Here is a 16,228-nt window from a genome sequence, read left to right as displayed (position 1 = left end):
CCTTTCATCGTGTTTCCAACTGACACCTCGAAAGGAACTTCAATGAATGTCCGTCTGAACTCGCCCCGCGCGCTCGTTCTCGCCCTGTCGGCCGCGGGCGTCATCGGCGCCGTCGGCGCGGGCGCCTACACCAGTGCCAATGCCGTGAACACGCCGGCGCCCGCCGTGGCCGCGCCGATGGTCACCATGCCCGATTTCTCGACCATCACCACGCGCAACGGTCCCGCCGTCGTCAACATTAGCGTGACGGGCACCATGAAGACTTCGATGGAGGGTGTGGCCGGCATCCCCGGCATGGATCCCGACGATCCGATGTTCGAGTTCTTCCGCCGCTTCCAGGGCCAGATGGGCCCACGCGGCAAACAGCAGCAGCAGCGCGAGATGCCGGTGCGCGGACAGGGTTCGGGCTTCATCGTGAGCGCCGACGGCGTCATCCTGACCAACGCCCACGTGGTGAAGGACGCGAAGGAAGTGACGGTCAAGCTGACCGATCGCCGCGAGTTCCGCGCCAAGGTGCTGGGCTCCGACGAGAAGACCGACATCGCGGTGCTCAAGATCGACGCGAAGAACCTGCCGACCCTGTCGCTGGGCAACACCAAGGAGCTGAAGCCGGGCGAATGGGTGCTTGCGATCGGCTCGCCCTTCGGTTTCGAGAACACCGTGACGGCAGGCGTGGTGAGCGCCAAGGGCCGCTCGCTGCCCGACGACAGCTACGTGCCTTTCATCCAGACCGACGTGGCCATCAACCCCGGCAACTCGGGCGGGCCGCTGATCAACACGCGCGGCGAGGTGGTGGGCATCAACTCGCAGATCTACAGCCGCAGCGGCGGCTATCAGGGCGTGTCCTTCGCGATCCCGATCGACGTCGCGATCCAGGTGAAGGACCAGATCGTCGCCACCGGCCGCGCCAGCCATGCGCGGCTGGGCGTCGCGGTGCAGGAGGTGAACCAGACCTTCGCCGACTCCTTCAAGCTCGACAAGCCCGAGGGCGCGCTGGTGTCGAACGTGGAGAAGGGCGGCCCGGCCGAGCAGGCCGGCCTGCGCTCCGGTGACGTGATCCGCAAGGTCGACGGCGACCCGGTCGTCGCCTCCGGCGACCTGCCGGCCCTGATCGGCCAGAAGAAGCCCGGCACCAAGGTCATGCTCGATGTCTGGCGCCAGGGCGCACGCCAGGAGCTCAGCGCCAGGCTGGGCGATGCGAGCGAAAAGGCGAGCACGGTGGCGAAGAGCGACGAGCGCGCCGGCGGCGGCAAGCTCGGTCTCGCGCTCAGACCGCTGCAGCCGCAGGAGAAGCGCGAGGCCGCGGTCGAGAGCGGCCTCCTGATCGAGGATGCGGGCGGCGCGGCGGCGCTCGCCGGCGTGCAGGCGGGCGACGTGCTGCTGGCCGTCAACGGCACGCCCGCAAAGAGCGTCGAGCAGGTGCGCGAGGTGGTGAACAAGGCCGACAAGTCGATCGCGCTGCTCATCCAGCGCGATGGCGACCGGATCTTCGTGCCCGTGCGCATCGGCTGATGGAAGTCACAGCGGCCGCTGCGGCGTTGGCGAAGGCGCCTCACATGGAGCGCACATCGTGCAAAAGTGCCTTTGTGGATGATTAACCGCCTGTAACAATTCGCCCAAACAAGCTGAATAAGAGGTTTCCCTATGGTGCTTCGCGATCTCGCCCTGACTGTGCTCGAACTCGAGCCCTATGAATTTCATTGGGTTCTGATGGAGGCAGTGCAGGCGGATTCGGAGGAGTGCCTGGTGTACCGGCCCGTCGACTCCTCGACCCAGGGCCTGCCCGATTATTCGGAGGCGCTCATTCAGGGCGCCTCGGCACTGCGCGTACTGCAAGGGCTCGCACCCTTCGGCCGTCCCATGGCGCCGGTGGGCCTCGCCGAAGGCGTGCCGGAGCCGTCCGCCGCAGCCGCATCGACGATGGATGCGGATTCCTGCATGCTCACCACCGGTCACTCGATGCTGTAAGCCTGGCAGGCCAGGCACAGCAGATCCGTCTATCTACCGAATCTGCGTACCGAAGTGCAGCGCGGTGACAGCGATCACCTTGGCCGCGTGCGCGCGGATCGTCCCCTGCTGCGAGACGCCGCGCAAGACCAGCAGGGGTTGCACGGGTGCGCTGCAAGGCTTTGATGAGCGCCCTTTGCCGCCGGATGCCGCAAAGGGCGCGCGGCATCGGGCTGCGAATTTGAGCAGTGATGGCATGGCCTCGAAGGTAGCTGCTGCGGCGCCATCGGCCAATCCGCCGAAGGTCGCATCATGGCCTGTCCAGGCGGCATAGGTCGGGTGTCGATCGGTCGTCGGCGAAGCAGGCGCGCAAGCTCGCATACAGCGCCTTGAAGCGTGCATGGCGCGCGGCATGGACATCGGCCTTCGTTCCGGCCGGCTCGAAACGCTCCCGCACCGCCGGCCGCAGGCACACCCGGGCTTGCGTGCCGCCGTCCGCCAGCCAGGCAAGCCGGGCCGCACCGAGCGCGCCGCCGGCTTCGCTGCCTTCGCATAGCGCAAGAGGCAGTTCGAGGATGTCGGCCAGCAGCTGGGCCCACCAGGCGCTGCGCGCGCCGCCGCCGACCAGCACCAGATCGCCGGCCGGCCGGGCCAGCGTGTCCAGCCCGTCCCGCAGGCCGAAGCTCACTCCTTCCACCACGGCATAGGCGATGTCGGCCGGCCCGTGCGCATGCGTCAGGCCGAAGAGCACGCCCTGCGCATTCGCGTCGTTGTGCGGCGAGCGTTCGCCTGAGAGATAGGGCAGGAACAGCGGCGCGCGGCGGCGCGCTTCGGCATCGAGCGTGGCAGCCGCGGCAAGCAGCGTCGCCTCGTTGCCCAGGCCGAAGCTGCGCGCGGCCCAGCTCACGGCGCTGGAGGCCGACAGCATCACCGACATCTGGTGCCAGCGCCCGGGCAGTGCATGGCAGAAGGCGTGCACGGCGGCCTCGGGCTTGGGCTCGAAGCGCTCGCCGCAGACGAAGATTACGCCCGAGGTGCCGAGCGAGACGAAGCCCTCGCCGGCATCGACGAGGCCCATGCCGACCGCGCTGGCCGCATTGTCGCCGCCGCCGCCCGCGATCGCGACCTCGGGCGCCAGGCCCCAGCGTCGCGCGAGCTCGGGCTTGAGCCGACCCGCGGTGGCACTGCCTTCCGCCAGCCGCGGCATCTGCGCGCGCGTGAGGCCGCAGGCGGCGAGCAGTTCGTCGGACCAGTCGCGCGCGGCCACGTCCAGCCACAGCGTGCCCGACGCGTCCGACATGTCGCTCGCGAGTTCGCCGCTCAAGCTGAATCGCAGCCAGTCCTTGGGAAGCAGCACGCAGGCGATGCGTGCGAATAGCTCCGGTTCGTGCTCGCGCATCCACAGCAGCTTGGGGGCGGTGAAGCCCGGCATGGCGAGGTTGCCGGCGATCGCGGCGAGGCGCGGCACGCGCGCCGTCAACGCGTCGCACTGGGCGGCGCTGCGGCCGTCGTTCCAGAGGATGGCGGGGCGCAGCACCCGGCCTTGCGCATCCATCGCCACGGCGCCGTGCATCTGGCCCGACAGGCCGATCGCACGCACGGACGACAGGGCGGCAGCGTGATGGCGCTGCAGTTCGGCCATGACGGCTTCCAATGCCTCCCACCATTGCGAAGGCGATTGCTCCGACCACAGCGGCGCCGGCCGGCTGACGCTGAGCGGGGCTCGTGCCAGCGCGACGATGCGGTGATCGTCGGCCAGCAGCAGCGCCTTCAGCTCGGAGGTGCCGAGATCGAGTCCGAGGTACAAGAGGGGATCCTCACGCGCCGCCGCCGAAGCGATGGTCGCTCTGGCGCCGGAATTCGGTCGGCGTCATGCCCTTGATCTCCAGGAAGCGGCGGTTGAAGTTGGCGACGTTGTTGAAGCCGACCTGATAGCAGATGTCGGTCACGTAGTGATCGGTCTGCATCAGCAGGTGGCAGGCGCTGTTGATGCGCACGCGGTTCACGAAATCGGTGAAGCTGTTGCCGGTGGAGCGCTTGAAGAAGCGGCTGAAGCGGCTCTCGCTCATGCCCAGCTCGGCGGCGATGTCGGCCATCACGATCGGCTCGGCCAGGTTGGCGGTGATGCGGTTGACGATGACGTTGATCTGGTCGACCTCGGCATCGCCCTCCACGCCCTGCATCTGGACGTTGGAGAGCAGGCGGTAGTCGGTGCACTGGGCGAGGTCGGCCAGGTAGTCGCAGAAGAGGGCGAAGCGGCGCAGGCCGCGCGCCGCCTTGACGGCATCCCAGTGCGCCAGAGCGCGTTCCGCGAAGCCGAAGAATTCGATGCCGTGGCGGGCGCGTTCGAGCAGCTGAAGCACCTCGCGCAGCTCCGGAATTTCCACGGCTGCGCGTTCGATCGGCTCATGCCGGAACTGGATCACGCGGTCGCGCCCGGCGGCGCCGCCCGCCGGCACATCGAGCGAAATCCAGTTGTGCGGCAGCCGCGGCCCGCACAGCACCAGGTGGCCGGGCTCGAAGGGCCCGATCCAGTCACCGATGAAGGCCTTGCCCGAGGTCTCGGTGATCAGGTGTAGCTCGTATTCTTCGTGGAAGTGCCAGCGCACCAGCGGGCTCGGAAAGCCGTGCGCCAGGCAGCGCACCAGGCCGGTTTCTTCGGGCGCCTCGTAGCCGAGCGAGGGCGAGCGCGTGATGTCGCGCTCGAGCTCGGGCTCCCGGTGGCGGGGGAGGTGGCGGTGGCGCACCGATGTCATGGCCGTGTCCTCGTCAGCTCATGACATTACCACCGTCGACATTGAGCGTCTGCGCGGTGATGTACCGCGCCTCGTCGCTGGCCAGGAACACGGCGGCGCCGGCAATGTCGTCCGGCGTGCCCATGCGGCCGAGTGGCACCTCGAGGCCGACCTGGCGCTTCTTCTCGCCGGGCTGGCGCCCCTCGTACTTCGCGAACAGCGCATCGACATGGCCCCACATCGGCGTGTCCACCACGCCGGGTGCGATGGCATTGACGCGGATGCCGTGCGGCGCCATCGCGAGCGCTGCGCTCTGCGTGTAGCTGATGACGGCGGCCTTGGTCGCGCAGTAGTGCGAGACCAGCGCTTCGCCGCGGCGGCCGGCCTGCGAGGCCATGTTGATGACGGAGGCACCGGCCGTGCCGGCATCGACCATGTGCTGCAGCACGCGCTGCATCACGAAGAACATGCCCTTCACGTTGACTGCGAACAGGTGGTCGAAGGAGGCCTCGTCGCTCTCCAGCAGCGGCGCCATGTCGAAGACGGCGGCGTTGTTGACCAGGGTGTGGACCGGCCCGTTTGCGGCTTGCGCCGCATCGAGCAGGTGCGCGACCGCGTTCGTGTCGGTCACGTCCGCCGGCAGGTAGACCACGCGCGTCGAATGGGTCCGCTGGAGCAGCGCCACGCCGTCGGAAGGCGCGGGCGAGCGGTCGACCAGCGTGCAGCGTGCACCCTCGGCCAGGCAGGCCTCGGCGATCGCCAGGCCGATGCCGCCGCCGGCGCCGGTCACCAGCACGTGGCGCTGTGCGAGGCGGTCCGTCATGGTCTTACTCCTTCGACGAGTGTTCGAACGCGCGCGCCGGCTTCGCGCACGGCCTGCGTGAGGCGCGTGTCGCCCGCGATATCGCCCCAGAGGCCGGCATCGGCACAGAGCGCTGCAACCGGATCGACCGCGTCGCAGATCGCGCGCGCAGTGGCCTCGTCCATGCCCTGGTCCTGGTACGTGTAGGGCAGGGTGCCCTGATGCCAGCGCCGCAGGAAAGCCAGGAACAGGGCCGGCAGCATCGCCACGCTGGCGATGCGCTCGCCCTGCGCCAGGCGTTCGCGCACGGTCGGCGCGATGAAGCCCGGGATCTTCGAGAAGCCGTCCATCGCCACGCGCCGGTTGGTGTCGCGGATGGCCGGGTTGCCGAAGCGCTCGAGCACCAGGTCGCGGTAGGCCGGCAGGTCGACCGGGCTGGCGTGTCCAGGTGCGTTCAGGCAGGGGATGACGTCGTCCGTCACGTAGTCGTAGGCCATCTGCCGGATCAGCGGGTCTTGCGTGCCTTGGTGGATGAACTCCAGCCCGACCAGCGTTCCGGCCCAGGCGATACAGCTGTGGCTTGCATTGAGGATCCGGATCTTGGCCTCTTCGTAGGGCAGCACCGAATCGACCAGCTGCACGCCGACGCGCGCCCAATCGGGCCGCCCGTTCGCGAAGTCGTCCTCGATCACCCACTGGATGAAGCTCTCGCCCATGACAGGTGCGGCATCGTTCCAGCCGGTCGCGGCCCGCACGCGTTCGCGCAGCTCGGGCGGCGGCCGCGGCGTGATGCGGTCGACCATCGCGTTGGGGCAGGTCGTGTGCGCGCGCACCCAGCCGAGCAGATCCTGTTCGCCGGCCTGCTCGATGAATTCCAGCAGCCCCTTGCGAAAGCGCTCGCCGTTGTGGCGCAGGTTGTCGCAGTTGAGCAGCGTCACCGGCCCTGCGCCGGCCGCGCGGCGCGCACGCAGGATCGCGCAGACCGCGCCGTAGATCGTGCTGCCGGCTTCGCCGCGCTTCGCGCGTGCGAGGTCCTCGGCGAGTTCGGTGGACGTGAAATCGAGCCGGTCCTGCGGATCGAGGTAGTAGCCCGCTTCGGTCACGGTGAAGGAGATCACGCGCGTGCGCGCATCGGCGCCGCGCGCGATCACTGTGTCGAGCGCTGGGTCGTGGTCCAGCACCTCGCGAATCGATTCGATGCGCTGGTAGCGGTATTCGCCCGCGGGCGACACGGTCTCCAGCGTGTAGCAACCGCCCTGCGCGCGCAGGGCGGCGAGCACCTCGGCCATGTCGGGCCGCAGGTTGGCACCGGCGATGGACCAGCGCGTGTCGCCGGCCTCGATCAGCTGCTGCAGGTAGACCGCCTGGTGTGCACGATGGAAGGAGCCGAGCCCGAGGTGAAGCACCACGAATTCGGATGGAGTGGAAGATGGCATGGCGTGATGGAACTCAGGCGGCAACCTTGCGGCCTTCACGGTTGAAGAAATGCAGCACCGAGGGATCGAGCTCGACGCTCACCACGTCGCCGGCCTGCAGCTCCGTGCGCTCGTTCTGCCGTGCGACCAGCGGCACGCCGCCGACTTCGACGTGGATCAGGGTGTCGGCGCCGAGGGCCTCGATCAGCTCGACCTTGCCCGGCGCGCCGGCGCCGTGGTCGCGGTGCACGCGCAGGCCCTCGGGCCGCACGCCGAGGAAGCCGTCGCTCGGCAGCCGCCCGCCCGTCTGCGCCGAGAAGCTCGGGATCGCGCGCGCATCCACCATGTTCATCGAAGGCATGCCGATGAACTGCGCCACGAACTGGTTGGCCGGGCGGTCGTAGAGCTCCATCGGCGTGCCGACCTGCTCGATCAGGCCGTCGCGCAGCACCACCACGCGGTCCGCCAGCGTCATGGCCTCGACCTGGTCGTGCGTGACGTAGATGCTGGTGGCGCCCAGCGCGCGATGCAGCTTGTGGATCTCGACGCGCGTGTTGCCGCGCAGTGCCGCATCGAGGTTGGAGAGCGGTTCGTCGAACAGGAACACCTTGGGCGCCCGCACGATGGCGCGCCCGATTGCCACCCGCTGCCGCTGGCCGCCGGAGAGCTCCTTCGGCGTGCGCGTGAGGTACTGCGTGAGGTTGAGCGTCTTGGCCGCGTGGTCGACCTTGGTCTTGATCGTGTCCTTGGCCACGTTCGCGAGCTTGAGCGCGAAGGACATGTTGTCGTACACGCTCATGTGCGGATAGAGAGCGTAGCTTTGGAACACCATCGCCAGGTCGCGCTTGCCCGAGGGGATGTGCGTGATGTCCTTGCCGTCGAGCATGAGCTGGCCGCTGGTGATGGGTTCGAGTCCGGCGATCAGCCGCAGCAGCGTCGACTTGCCGCAGCCGGAGGGACCGACGAAGACGATGAACTCGCCCTTGTCGATTTCCAGGTTTACGCCCTTGATGATGTGGGCGTCGCCGAAGCTTTTCTGAATGCTGTCGAGTTGGAGGTATGCCATGGAATGTCTCCGTTCCTTACTTGACGGCGCCGAAGGTCAGGCCCTGCACCAGTTGCTTTTGGCAGAACCAGCCGAAGACCACGATCGGCGCGATGGCCATCAGCGAAGCGGCCGAGAGCTTGGCCCAGAAGAGTCCTTCGGGGCTCGAATAGGAGGCGATGAGGACGGCGAGCGTGCCGGCCTTGGCGGAACTGAGGTTGAGCGCCCAGAAGGCTTCGTTCCAGCTCAGCACCAGGCACAGCAGTCCGGTGGAGGCGAGGCCGCCGACCGAGAGCGGCAGCACCACGTGGCGGAACTCGGTCCAGAGATTGGCGCCGTCCATGCGTGCGGCCTCGAGGATCTCGTGCGGGATGTCCTTGTAGCTGCTGTAGAGCATCCAGACCATGATCGGCAGGTTGGACAGCGTGAAGACGATCGTGAGTGCCGTCAGCGAGTCCAGCAGGCCGGCGGTCTGTGCGATCACGTAGATCGGCACCAGCGCGCCCACGGCCGGCATCATCTTGGTCGACAGCATCCACATCAGGATGTCGCGCGTGCGCTTGGTGCGGAAGAAGGCCATCGAGTAGGCGGCCGGCGCGGCGATCAAGAGGCCGATGATGGTGGAGCCAAGGCTGGTGATCAGCGAGTTGCGCGCGAACAGCACGTAGTCGCTGCGCCGCTGCACCTCTTCGAAGTTGCCGAGCGTGGGCTCGAACGCGAAGAGCGGCGGCACGGCGATCGCCTGCAGCTCGGTCTTGAATGCGGTCAGCACCAGCCAGCCCAATGGAAAGAACAGCAGCAGCGTGACCACCCACGCACCGGCGGCGCGCAAGGAAGTGAACAGAAAAGTGGGTTGCATGCCGTGGCCCTCAGTCGAGGCTCTTGCCGATGATGCGGATCAGGAAGGCCGCCACGATGTTGGCCAGCACCACCGCGAAGAGCGCACCCGCCGAAGCCACGCCGACGTCGAAGTTCATCAGCGACTGCTTGAAGATCAGGTAGGTGAGGTTGGTGCTTTCGTTGCCGGGGCCGCCGTTGGTCGTGATGGCGATCTCGGCGAAGACCGAGAGCAGGAAGATCATCTCGATCATGATCACCACCGCCATCGGCCGCGCCAGGTGGGGCAGGATGAGGTAGTAGAAGCGCTGGAACGCGCCGGCCCCGTCCATGCGGGCCGCTTCCATCTGCTCGCGGTCGAGCGACTGCAGCGAGGTGATGAAGATCAGGCAGGCGAAAGGCAGCCACTGCCAGGCCACCATGATGATCACCGACAGCAGCGGCACGTCGGTCATCCAGTCGATGGGCTCGGCGCCGAAGGCGCGCCACACGTCGGCCAGCACGCCGTAGATGGGATTCATCATCATGTGCTTCCACAGCAGCGCATTGACTGCCGGCATGACGAAGAAGGGCGAGATCAGCAGCACGCGCACGATGCCGCGGCCCGGGAAGGGCTCGTTCACCAGCAGCGCCAGCAGCACGCCGAAGACGACGGTGATCACGATCACGCTGCCGATCAGGTTCAGGGTGTTCGCAACGGAGGCCCAGAAGTCCGGGTCGGTGACGAAGTAGTGGAAGTTGTCCAGGCCCGCGAACGGATGATCGCCGGGCTGCATCAGGTTGTAGGTGACGAACGAGAAGTAGATCGTCATCGCCAGCGGCACGATCATCCAGAGAATGAGCGTGACCACGGCCGGCGCCATCAGCGCCCGGGGGAGGAATCGATTCATATCATGGCCACCAGGTCTTTAGCTTCGTGAACTGCCGCGGAACCGGCTTTGCCGGGCCGCAGGCAGTGCCCCCTGCAGGGGGTGGCGAAGCGACACGAAGTACGCGCAGCCTGGGGGTTTACTTGTAATACCCGCCCTTTTTCATCTCGCGTTCGGCCGCCGTCTGCGAGGTCTTGAGCGCCTGGTCGATCGTGACCTTGCCCGACAGTGCCGCGCTCATCTGCTGGCCCACCGCCACGCCGATGGCCTGGAACTCGGGGATGGCCGCGTACTGCACGCCGGCGTAGGGCGATTTGGGCAGCGTGCTGTCGGTCAGGTTGGCCGTGTCGATGGCCTTCTTCTCGGACTCGGCGAACTTGGCGACCTTCTGGAACTCGGGATTCGCATAGGTCGACTTGCGCGTGCCCGTGGGCACGGTGGCCCAGCCGTGTTCCTTGGCCACCAGCTTGATGTAGTCCTTGGAGGTCGCCCACTTGACGAAGGTCTGCGCCGCTTCGGACTTGGTCGAACTGGCGGGAATCGCGAGGTTCCAGGACCATAGCCAGTTCGCACCCTTGGGCGTGACCGCGACCGGCGCCTGCGCGAAGGCCACCTTGTCGGCCACCTTCGACTGCTTCGGGTCGCTGATGAAGGACGCGGCGATGGTCGCGTCCACCCACATGCCGCACTTGCCTTCGTTGAAGAGCGCAAGGTTCTCGTTGAAGCTGTTGGCCGAGGCGCCCGGCGGGCCGTAGGCCTTCATGATGTCGACGTAGAAGGTGATCGCGTCCTTCCACGGCTTGGTGTCGATCTGCGGCTTCCAGCTCATGTCGAACCACTGGCCGCCGTGGGTGTTGACCAGGGTCGTGAGGAAGGCCATGTTGTCGCCCCAGCCCGGCTTGCCGCGCAGGCACATGCCGTAGACGCCGGCCTTCGGGTCGTGGATCTTGCCCGCGAGTTCCTTGACCTGCGCCCAGGTGGGCTGCTCGGGCATCTTGAATCCGACCTTGTCAGCCAGGTCCTTGCGGTACATGAGCATCGAGCTCTCGCCGTAGAAGGGCGCGGCGTAGAGCTTGCCCTGGTGCGACAGTCCGTCGCGGATGGCGGGCAGGAGGTCGTCGGCGTCGTAGGCGGCGTCGGTCGCGATCGGCTGCAGCCAGCCCTTCTTGGACCAGATCGGCGCTTCATAGAGGCCGATGGTCATGACGTCGAACTGGCCGCCCTTGGTCGCGATGTCGGTCGTGACGCGCTGGCGCAGCGTGCCTTCCTCCAGCGTGACCCATTTGAGCTTGATGTCGGGGTTGGCCTTCTCGAAGAAGGGTGTGAGCTTCTGCATCTCGATCATGTGGCCGTTGTTCACGGTGGCGATGACCAGTTCGGTCGCGGCGTGGGCGAGGCCGGCGCCCGCGAGCGCGAGCACCAGGCCCGCCTTCAGAAAACGTTTCATGTGATGTCTCCTTGTGGTCGGCGACGAGGCGATCGCCGTGCCCGGATTCTGGAGACTCTTGCTTGCGGAATTGGTACTCGCCAAGCTGATTTCGATACTTGGATGCACTGATTGATCAGTGACTTCCCTAATTTAGGCAAATAGGGATGGATGCGGCGTTCGAGCGAGTGCTAAGGATCGACGATGCCCTCGGCTTGGTCCTGCAGCGCTTTCTTCCCCTTGGGGGTGATGGCCAGCACCTGCGCCGGCTTGTGGCTCTCGCCGCAGGGCAGCGTTTCGGCGGGCGGAATGAAGGCGCTGACGAGTTCGGCGGCGCGCAGCACGCGCAGCTTGTCGATGTCGGCCGGTGCGTAGACCGTGTAGGGCAGCTTCTGGTCTGCGATGTGCCGAAGAAGTTCCATCGGCATGGGGTCTCCTTTCGGACGACGGAGAACTGCCAATTCTGCGCAATCGGACGGCCGGTGCAAGGCCTCAGGACATCTCGGCCGTCGTCCGACTGTCCGCCCATTTCATGGCTTGCTGCTCCGCGTGCCGCAGCGCTTCCGCTTCGGTTCTACAGAGGTCGGTGTCGCCGAGCAGGACAACCGTTTTTTCGCTCGGCCATCCCAGCTGGCGGATGAGCACCGGTCGAAACTGCGCGGGCTTCTCCTTCTCCGCGGTACAGAGAAAGTGATAGCCCCGATAGACGAACACGACGCTCCTTGGCATGGCGCGCTCCGCGCGGCAGATTTCCCACCTCTTACTTCCCGAGATAGTTGCGCACCGCCTGCGCCGAAGTGCCGGCGGCGGCGACGGCCGCCCGGAGCTGGGCCTCGGTGACTCCCAGTTCCTTGGTCCAGTACCGCAGCTCGTGGGTCTCGTTGACGTTCACGCGCGATCGGTCCTGCGGGCCGCGATTGCTCAAGTCATCTGCCATTTGCGCGTCTCCTGAGTCTGTGTGTGGCCCCAGTGTCGCGCGGCGCGCGTTGGCGAGCGCCGGACGTGGCCGCGATCAAGTGCGGGAATCCGGCTGACATCCGGCGCGGCCAGAACAGTCCAAACTCGCCCCCTCTGGGCCGGCAGGACGGAATGCACATCGTGTGCCTTTATTTGGGGCAAAAGAAGGCGCTGAACACGGTAGTGAGACACCATCGTGACTGTCCGATCGCAACACGCAATCGCTACAAAGGATCTGTACCACCATGGCTCTGCCGAACATTGCGCAAGTACGCAAAATTGCCTCATACAAGCCGATGGCTTTCCGGCCGGCGCACGCGCCGCGCCCGTTTCGCCGCGGCGACCTGGCGCTGGTGCTGGGTGGCGGCGATCCGTCGCTCGTCGGGCAGATGGTGGTCGTCTGCATGTCCGACCGCGGCAACGATGGCCGCGACCCGGAGATCGCCGTCCGTTTCACCCGCGGCAGCAGCGGCCATGTGCGCGCGAGCAGCCTTCAGCTGATCGCTGCGGTGGATGCGCACGAGTACGGGCCGGCTTGCGACGATCTTCTCAGCTTCATCGCGGGCTGTGGGCCCGTGGGACTGGCGGATTTGCAGTAGCAGCCAGCGGCTGCCACAACGTTCGAGCATCAGCCGGGTCGACTCGCGGATCTCAAGTCTCGAACCGCGGCCGCTTCCAGGTGCTCGCGCGCCCAAGTCGCCATCGACTTGCGGGCGGCCGCGGCGGCCTCTGCGAACAGCGCTTTTTCACGAGCGCTCACTCGCACCTGAAACATCGCGAAATTCCGCCGCTCGGATGAAGTGTTGGTGGTGTTCTTCATTGGCGCAAGCATGGCCCATGGACCATGGCCCACCACGATCTGTAGGAAGCAACCACACGCAACGCGCGGCGATTTTCCATTCGCGAAAGAGAAAGGCCCTGCTACCGATTGGATAGCAGGGCCTTTGTGCCTATGCGGCTTGTAGTGGCTCCTCGACCTGGGCTCGAACCAGGGACCTACGGATTAACAGTCCGGCGCTCTACCGACTGAGCTATCGAGGAACAAGCCTCAAATTATAGCGTGGTTTTTGAGGCCTTCCGGCCGGGCTCGATCATGTGATTCGTGACTTCATTGGCGGGTAGCACCTTCGACAGCAGCCATCAGCCGCGCCGCGGCGGCCTCGGGCTCCGGGTCGGCCACCAGGGCGCGCACCACTGCGACCGAGCCGACGCCGGTGGCCAGCACGTCGGGCAGGCGCGCTTCGTCGATGCCGCCGATGCCCACCTGCGAATAGCCGCGCAGCAGGCGCGCATAGGCGCCGAGCCGCGCCGCGCCCTGCGGTGCGGTCGCCATCTGCTTCAAGGTGGTCGGGTACACCGCGCCCATCGCGATGTAGCTCGGGCTCACGGCATCGGCGCGCAGCATTTCTGCGTAGCCATGGGTGCTGATGCCCAGGCGCAGGCCGGAGGCGCGAATCGTCTGCAGCTCCTGCGGCGTCAGCGCGTCCAGGTCTTCCTGGCCCAGGTGCAGGCCGTAGGCCTTGGCCGCGATGGCGGCGCGCCAGTGGTCGTTGATGAAGAGCAGGGCGCCGGTGCCGCGCACCGCTTCGACGGCCGCGTGTACTTCACGCGCAATGGCTTCCGTGTCGTCGGATTTGAAGCGCAGTTGCACCGTCGGCACGCCGGCGCGCGCCATGCGGCCGACCCAGGCGGCGTCGGGCAGCACCGCATAGAGACCCAGCTTCTGGGGACAGGGTGGGAAGGCATTGCGGCGTTCGGTAGGCGGAAAGGGCAGCATGCCGAAGTCCGCCGGCAGTTCGGGCCAGGCATGCGCATCGAAGCTGCCCGTGCGCTGCGTTTGCGCCCGCCAGGCGCGGGCCAGGCATTCGGCATCGACCTCGATGAAGCCGAGTGCGGCGCAGGCCGTCTTGGCGCCGCGATAGACGGCGTCGTCGGACGAGAAGGACGCGGGCGCTTGGGCCGTCTCGCCGAAGCGCGGCGCATGCGCCGCGACGATGGCCTGCGCGATGTTTTGGGGGGCGGTGGTGTTGCTCATGACGGGGTCACTGCGATGCAGCGTGGTGCCAGAACGGCGTGCCGAGCACCGGCGTGCTCGGCTGTGCCGATTCCTGTGCGGCCATCGCGCCCGCAAGGTGGGCGCTGCGGCCGGCCTGCACCGCATCGGCGAAGGCGCCGGCCATCGCGACCGGATCCTGCGCGAGCGCGACGGCGGTGTTGAGCAGCACGCCGTCGTAGCCCCATTCCATCACCTGGCAGGCATGCGAGGGCAGCCCGAGGCCGGCATCGACCAGCAGCGGCACGCTGAGCCGCTCGCGCAGCACCTGCAAGGCATAGGGATTGACGGGCCCGCGGCCGGTGCCGATCGGCGCGGCCCAGGGCATCACGGCCTGGCAGCCGACGTCGACCAGCCGCCGGCACAGCACCAGGTCTTCAGTGCAGTAGGGCAGGACGTGGAAGCCGTCGCGGATCAGCTGCGATGCGGCATCGACCAGATTCAGCGTGTCGGGCTGCAGCGTGTAGTCGTCGCCGATGAGCTCGAGCTTGATCCACGGCGTGTCGAAGAGCTCGCGCGCCATCTGCGCGGTCGCGACCGCCTCCTGCACGCTGTGGCAGCCGGCCGTATTGGGCAGCACGGGCACTTGGAGCCGCCGCAGCAGCTCCCAGAAGCCGTTGTCGCTGCCGGCGCCGTTCGGCGTGGCCGTCTGGCGGCGCAGCGAAGCGGTCAGCATCGCCGGCTGCGCGCGCCGCACGGCGGCTTCGAGCACGTCGGGCGAGGGGTAGCGCGAGGTGCCGAGCAGCATCCGGCTCTGGAAGGCCTGGCCGTAGAGCACCAGCGGGTCGTGGGATGGGGTTGTGGTCATGGCTTTACCTCAGCCGCCTGTCACGGGGCGGATCACTTCGATGCGGTCATCGGGTTGCAAGGCGTGCGACGCGTAGTTCGAACGCGGCACGAACTGGCGATTCACCGCGGCGGCGAAGGGCGGCGTCGCGTGGATGAGGGCCAGCGCGTCGGCCAGCGTCGCGCCGCTCGGCAGCGTCTGCGGTGTGTCGTTGATCAGGATGTTCATGGCAAGACGGTTTCCAGGCTGGGCGCCAGATCGAAACGGCTCGCGAGCGCGGAATGGCCGGTGGCGAGCAGTTCCATCGCGACGTCAAGGATGGCCGGCGCGATCATGAAGCCGTGGCGGTACAGGCCGTTGATCTGCATCACGCCGGGTCGCGGCTGACGGAAGGCCGGCAGATTGTCGGGCAGGGTCGGCCGGCATTGGGTCGCGATCTCGAGGATGCGTGCTTCGGCAAAACCGCTGTGCACCGAATAGGCGGCGCTCAGCAGTTCGAGCGTGGAACGCACGCTGGCCGGCGACATGTCGTCGGACTCGATCTCGGTGCCGCCGATCACGAATACCTGCCCGGGCTTGGGTGCGATGTAGAGCGGGTAGCGCGGATGCACCAGCCGCGTCGGTCGCTGCAGCGCGACTTCGGGGGCATGCACCCGGATGACTTCGCCGCGCACGCCGCGCAGGGCGCCCCACTGCGGGCGGGCGCCGAGGCCGCGGCAGTCGATGACGCGTTCGGGCTGGCCGGTTTCTCCGGCGTCGAAGTCGTCGATGCTGCGCGGTGCCTGCCAATGCAGTTGCACGTTGGGCATGGCCTGCAGCGTGGCGAGCAGTGCGGCGAGCAGTCCGCGGTTGTCGAGCTGGCCTTCTTCCGGCAGCAGCAGGCCGTGCGCGAAGCGCTGGCCCAGTGCGGGCTCCAAGGCGGCGATGCCAGCCGCATCGAGCGACTTCATTGCAGGCAGTTCGGGCACCACTTCGCCGGTGTGGGCCAGCATGCGCGCCAGCCGCGCGGCTTCGGGCGCATCCTGGCGGTGCCACAGCACCAGTGTGCCTGCGCGCTGGAAGAACACGGGCGCCGCCAGCGATTCGAGCAGCACCGGCCAGCGGTTGAGTGCGTAGTGGCCCATGCGCACGACCGAGGGTGGTGCGATCGCAGATTCGGCCAGCGGCGCCAGCATGGCGGCTGCGACGCGCGCGGCCGCGCCGTCGGCCTCCGGCCCGGCGGCGTCGAAGAGCTCGACCTTGCAGCCGGCCTGGGCCAGCGTCACCGCGAGCAGGCGGCCCATGAGCCCGGCGCCGAGGATGACGGCGGAGCGGAAAGGAAGGGTGGCAGCGTTCATAGGCAGATCATTCGGTAA

Annotated in this window: 19 protein-coding genes and 1 tRNA gene; 3 read left to right on the top strand and 17 right to left on the bottom strand. The window is 67.4% G+C overall.

The features are described from left to right. Positions 1 to 42: 42 nt before the first annotated feature. Both BLS74_RS19565 and BLS74_RS19560 read left to right on the top strand, forming a co-directional pair. Positions 43 to 1,512, top strand: coding sequence for a Do family serine endopeptidase (locus BLS74_RS19565; RefSeq protein ID WP_093108815.1), 1,470 nt, complete (start codon positions 43 to 45; stop codon positions 1,510 to 1,512). Positions 1,513 to 1,644: 132 nt separating this feature from the next. Further along, positions 1,645 to 1,968, top strand: a complete 324-nt coding sequence (locus tag BLS74_RS19560; protein ID WP_093108814.1) for a hypothetical protein — start codon at positions 1,645 to 1,647, stop codon at positions 1,966 to 1,968. Positions 1,969 to 2,257: 289 nt separating this feature from the next. Here BLS74_RS19560 and xylB read toward each other — a convergent pair whose 3' ends face one another. From xylB to BLS74_RS19505, 11 genes are all read right to left on the bottom strand, one after another. Further along, positions 2,258 to 3,754, bottom strand: a complete 1,497-nt coding sequence (gene xylB / locus BLS74_RS19555) for a xylulokinase (RefSeq protein WP_093108813.1) — start codon at positions 3,752 to 3,754, stop codon at positions 2,258 to 2,260. Between the two features lie 10 nt (positions 3,755 to 3,764). Next, positions 3,765 to 4,703: an AraC family transcriptional regulator gene (locus BLS74_RS19550; RefSeq protein ID WP_093108812.1), complete on the bottom strand. Its 939-nt coding sequence runs from the start codon at positions 4,701 to 4,703 to the stop codon at positions 3,765 to 3,767. Positions 4,704 to 4,716: 13 nt separating this feature from the next. Continuing rightward, complete coding sequence (locus tag BLS74_RS19545; protein ID WP_093108811.1) at positions 4,717 to 5,505, bottom strand: L-iditol 2-dehydrogenase; 789 nt, start codon at positions 5,503 to 5,505, stop codon at positions 4,717 to 4,719. Further along, complete coding sequence (dalD, locus tag BLS74_RS19540) at positions 5,502 to 6,920, bottom strand: D-arabinitol 4-dehydrogenase (RefSeq protein ID WP_170855657.1); 1,419 nt, start codon at positions 6,918 to 6,920, stop codon at positions 5,502 to 5,504. The genes BLS74_RS19545 and dalD overlap by 4 nt, the downstream gene beginning before the upstream one ends. Before the next feature lie 13 nt (positions 6,921 to 6,933). Continuing rightward, positions 6,934 to 7,965 carry an ABC transporter ATP-binding protein gene (ugpC, locus tag BLS74_RS19535; RefSeq protein ID WP_093108810.1) on the bottom strand — a complete coding sequence of 344 codons (1,032 nt, stop codon included), beginning with the start codon at positions 7,963 to 7,965 and terminating at the stop codon, positions 6,934 to 6,936. Between the two features lie 16 nt (positions 7,966 to 7,981). After that, the gene (locus BLS74_RS19530) at positions 7,982 to 8,803 is read right to left on the bottom strand and encodes a carbohydrate ABC transporter permease (protein WP_093108809.1); all 822 of its coding nucleotides are present in this window, start codon (positions 8,801 to 8,803) and stop codon (positions 7,982 to 7,984) included. A 10-nt stretch (positions 8,804 to 8,813) separates the two neighbouring features. Continuing rightward, positions 8,814 to 9,671, bottom strand: coding sequence for a carbohydrate ABC transporter permease (locus BLS74_RS19525; protein WP_093108808.1), 858 nt, complete (start codon positions 9,669 to 9,671; stop codon positions 8,814 to 8,816). A 118-nt stretch (positions 9,672 to 9,789) separates the two neighbouring features. After that, positions 9,790 to 11,097, bottom strand: a complete 1,308-nt coding sequence (locus BLS74_RS19520) for an ABC transporter substrate-binding protein (RefSeq protein ID WP_093108807.1) — start codon at positions 11,095 to 11,097, stop codon at positions 9,790 to 9,792. Positions 11,098 to 11,267: 170 nt separating this feature from the next. Next, a complete protein-coding gene (locus BLS74_RS19515) occupies positions 11,268 to 11,504 on the bottom strand; it encodes a hypothetical protein (RefSeq protein WP_093108806.1) in 237 nt (78 codons plus the stop codon). 64 nt (positions 11,505 to 11,568) lie between these two features. Next, a complete protein-coding gene (locus BLS74_RS19510; protein WP_093108805.1) occupies positions 11,569 to 11,805 on the bottom strand; it encodes a hypothetical protein in 237 nt (78 codons plus the stop codon). Positions 11,806 to 11,836: 31 nt separating this feature from the next. Beyond that, positions 11,837 to 12,013 (bottom strand): DUF3606 domain-containing protein, encoded by a 177-nt coding sequence (locus BLS74_RS19505; protein ID WP_093108804.1) that lies wholly within the window; start codon positions 12,011 to 12,013, stop codon positions 11,837 to 11,839. 265 nt (positions 12,014 to 12,278) lie between these two features. On the opposite strand from BLS74_RS19505, the gene BLS74_RS19500 reads away from it, so the two are divergent. Further along, the gene (locus tag BLS74_RS19500) at positions 12,279 to 12,632 is read left to right on the top strand and encodes a hypothetical protein (RefSeq protein WP_093108803.1); all 354 of its coding nucleotides are present in this window, start codon (positions 12,279 to 12,281) and stop codon (positions 12,630 to 12,632) included. 29 nt (positions 12,633 to 12,661) lie between these two features. Here BLS74_RS19500 and BLS74_RS33920 read toward each other — a convergent pair whose 3' ends face one another. From BLS74_RS33920 to BLS74_RS19475, 6 genes are all read right to left on the bottom strand, one after another. Continuing rightward, on the bottom strand, positions 12,662 to 12,853 hold the full coding sequence (locus tag BLS74_RS33920; RefSeq protein ID WP_139191717.1) for a hypothetical protein: 192 nt from the start codon (positions 12,851 to 12,853) through the stop codon (positions 12,662 to 12,664). A 145-nt stretch (positions 12,854 to 12,998) separates the two neighbouring features. Continuing rightward, a tRNA-Asn gene (locus BLS74_RS19495) sits at positions 12,999 to 13,074 on the bottom strand. Positions 13,075 to 13,141: 67 nt separating this feature from the next. Next, positions 13,142 to 14,068 carry a thiamine phosphate synthase gene (locus BLS74_RS19490; protein WP_093108802.1) on the bottom strand — a complete coding sequence of 309 codons (927 nt, stop codon included), beginning with the start codon at positions 14,066 to 14,068 and terminating at the stop codon, positions 13,142 to 13,144. A 7-nt stretch (positions 14,069 to 14,075) separates the two neighbouring features. Beyond that, positions 14,076 to 14,894, bottom strand: a complete 819-nt coding sequence (locus tag BLS74_RS19485) for a thiazole synthase (RefSeq protein WP_093108801.1) — start codon at positions 14,892 to 14,894, stop codon at positions 14,076 to 14,078. A gap of 9 nt (positions 14,895 to 14,903) precedes the next feature. After that, positions 14,904 to 15,101: a sulfur carrier protein ThiS gene (gene thiS / locus BLS74_RS19480; RefSeq protein ID WP_093108800.1), complete on the bottom strand. Its 198-nt coding sequence runs from the start codon at positions 15,099 to 15,101 to the stop codon at positions 14,904 to 14,906. After that, the gene (locus tag BLS74_RS19475; RefSeq protein WP_093108799.1) at positions 15,098 to 16,210 is read right to left on the bottom strand and encodes an FAD-dependent oxidoreductase; all 1,113 of its coding nucleotides are present in this window, start codon (positions 16,208 to 16,210) and stop codon (positions 15,098 to 15,100) included. Before BLS74_RS19475 ends, thiS begins: the two co-directional genes overlap by 4 nt. Between the last annotated feature and the right edge of the window lie 18 nt (positions 16,211 to 16,228).

It is taken from the genome of Variovorax sp. CF079 (assembly GCF_900101545.1).
Classification (GTDB): Bacteria; Pseudomonadota; Gammaproteobacteria; order Burkholderiales; family Burkholderiaceae_C; genus Variovorax.
Note: the sequence above shows the minus strand (reverse complement) of the source record. Positions and strands in the feature narration are given on the sequence as shown.

What these genes read in the sequence shown, in the direction of transcription:
- BLS74_RS19565 (WP_093108815.1), top strand. Translation starts at nt 43, where the DNA reads ATGAATGTCCGTCTGAACTCGCCCCGCGCGCTCGTTCTCGCCCTGTCG.
- BLS74_RS19560 (WP_093108814.1), top strand. Translation starts at nt 1,645, where the DNA reads ATGGTGCTTCGCGATCTCGCCCTGACTGTGCTCGAACTCGAGCCCTAT.
- BLS74_RS19550 (WP_093108812.1), bottom strand. Translation starts at nt 4,703, where the DNA reads ATGACATCGGTGCGCCACCGCCACCTCCCCCGCCACCGGGAGCCCGAG.
- BLS74_RS19545 (WP_093108811.1), bottom strand. Translation starts at nt 5,505, where the DNA reads ATGACGGACCGCCTCGCACAGCGCCACGTGCTGGTGACCGGCGCCGGC.
- dalD (WP_170855657.1), bottom strand. Translation starts at nt 6,920, where the DNA reads ATGCCATCTTCCACTCCATCCGAATTCGTGGTGCTTCACCTCGGGCTC.
- ugpC (WP_093108810.1), bottom strand. Translation starts at nt 7,965, where the DNA reads ATGGCATACCTCCAACTCGACAGCATTCAGAAAAGCTTCGGCGACGCC.
- BLS74_RS19530 (WP_093108809.1), bottom strand. Translation starts at nt 8,803, where the DNA reads ATGCAACCCACTTTTCTGTTCACTTCCTTGCGCGCCGCCGGTGCGTGG.
- BLS74_RS19525 (WP_093108808.1), bottom strand. Translation starts at nt 9,671, where the DNA reads ATGAATCGATTCCTCCCCCGGGCGCTGATGGCGCCGGCCGTGGTCACG.
- BLS74_RS19520 (WP_093108807.1), bottom strand. Translation starts at nt 11,097, where the DNA reads ATGAAACGTTTTCTGAAGGCGGGCCTGGTGCTCGCGCTCGCGGGCGCC.
- BLS74_RS19515 (WP_093108806.1), bottom strand. Translation starts at nt 11,504, where the DNA reads ATGCCGATGGAACTTCTTCGGCACATCGCAGACCAGAAGCTGCCCTAC.
- BLS74_RS19510 (WP_093108805.1), bottom strand. Translation starts at nt 11,805, where the DNA reads ATGCCAAGGAGCGTCGTGTTCGTCTATCGGGGCTATCACTTTCTCTGT.
- BLS74_RS19505 (WP_093108804.1), bottom strand. Translation starts at nt 12,013, where the DNA reads ATGGCAGATGACTTGAGCAATCGCGGCCCGCAGGACCGATCGCGCGTG.
- BLS74_RS19500 (WP_093108803.1), top strand. Translation starts at nt 12,279, where the DNA reads ATGGCTCTGCCGAACATTGCGCAAGTACGCAAAATTGCCTCATACAAG.
- BLS74_RS33920 (WP_139191717.1), bottom strand. Translation starts at nt 12,853, where the DNA reads ATGAAGAACACCACCAACACTTCATCCGAGCGGCGGAATTTCGCGATG.
- BLS74_RS19490 (WP_093108802.1), bottom strand. Translation starts at nt 14,068, where the DNA reads ATGAGCAACACCACCGCCCCCCAAAACATCGCGCAGGCCATCGTCGCG.
- BLS74_RS19485 (WP_093108801.1), bottom strand. Translation starts at nt 14,894, where the DNA reads ATGACCACAACCCCATCCCACGACCCGCTGGTGCTCTACGGCCAGGCC.
- thiS (WP_093108800.1), bottom strand. Translation starts at nt 15,101, where the DNA reads ATGAACATCCTGATCAACGACACACCGCAGACGCTGCCGAGCGGCGCG.
- BLS74_RS19475 (WP_093108799.1), bottom strand. Translation starts at nt 16,210, where the DNA reads ATGAACGCTGCCACCCTTCCTTTCCGCTCCGCCGTCATCCTCGGCGCC.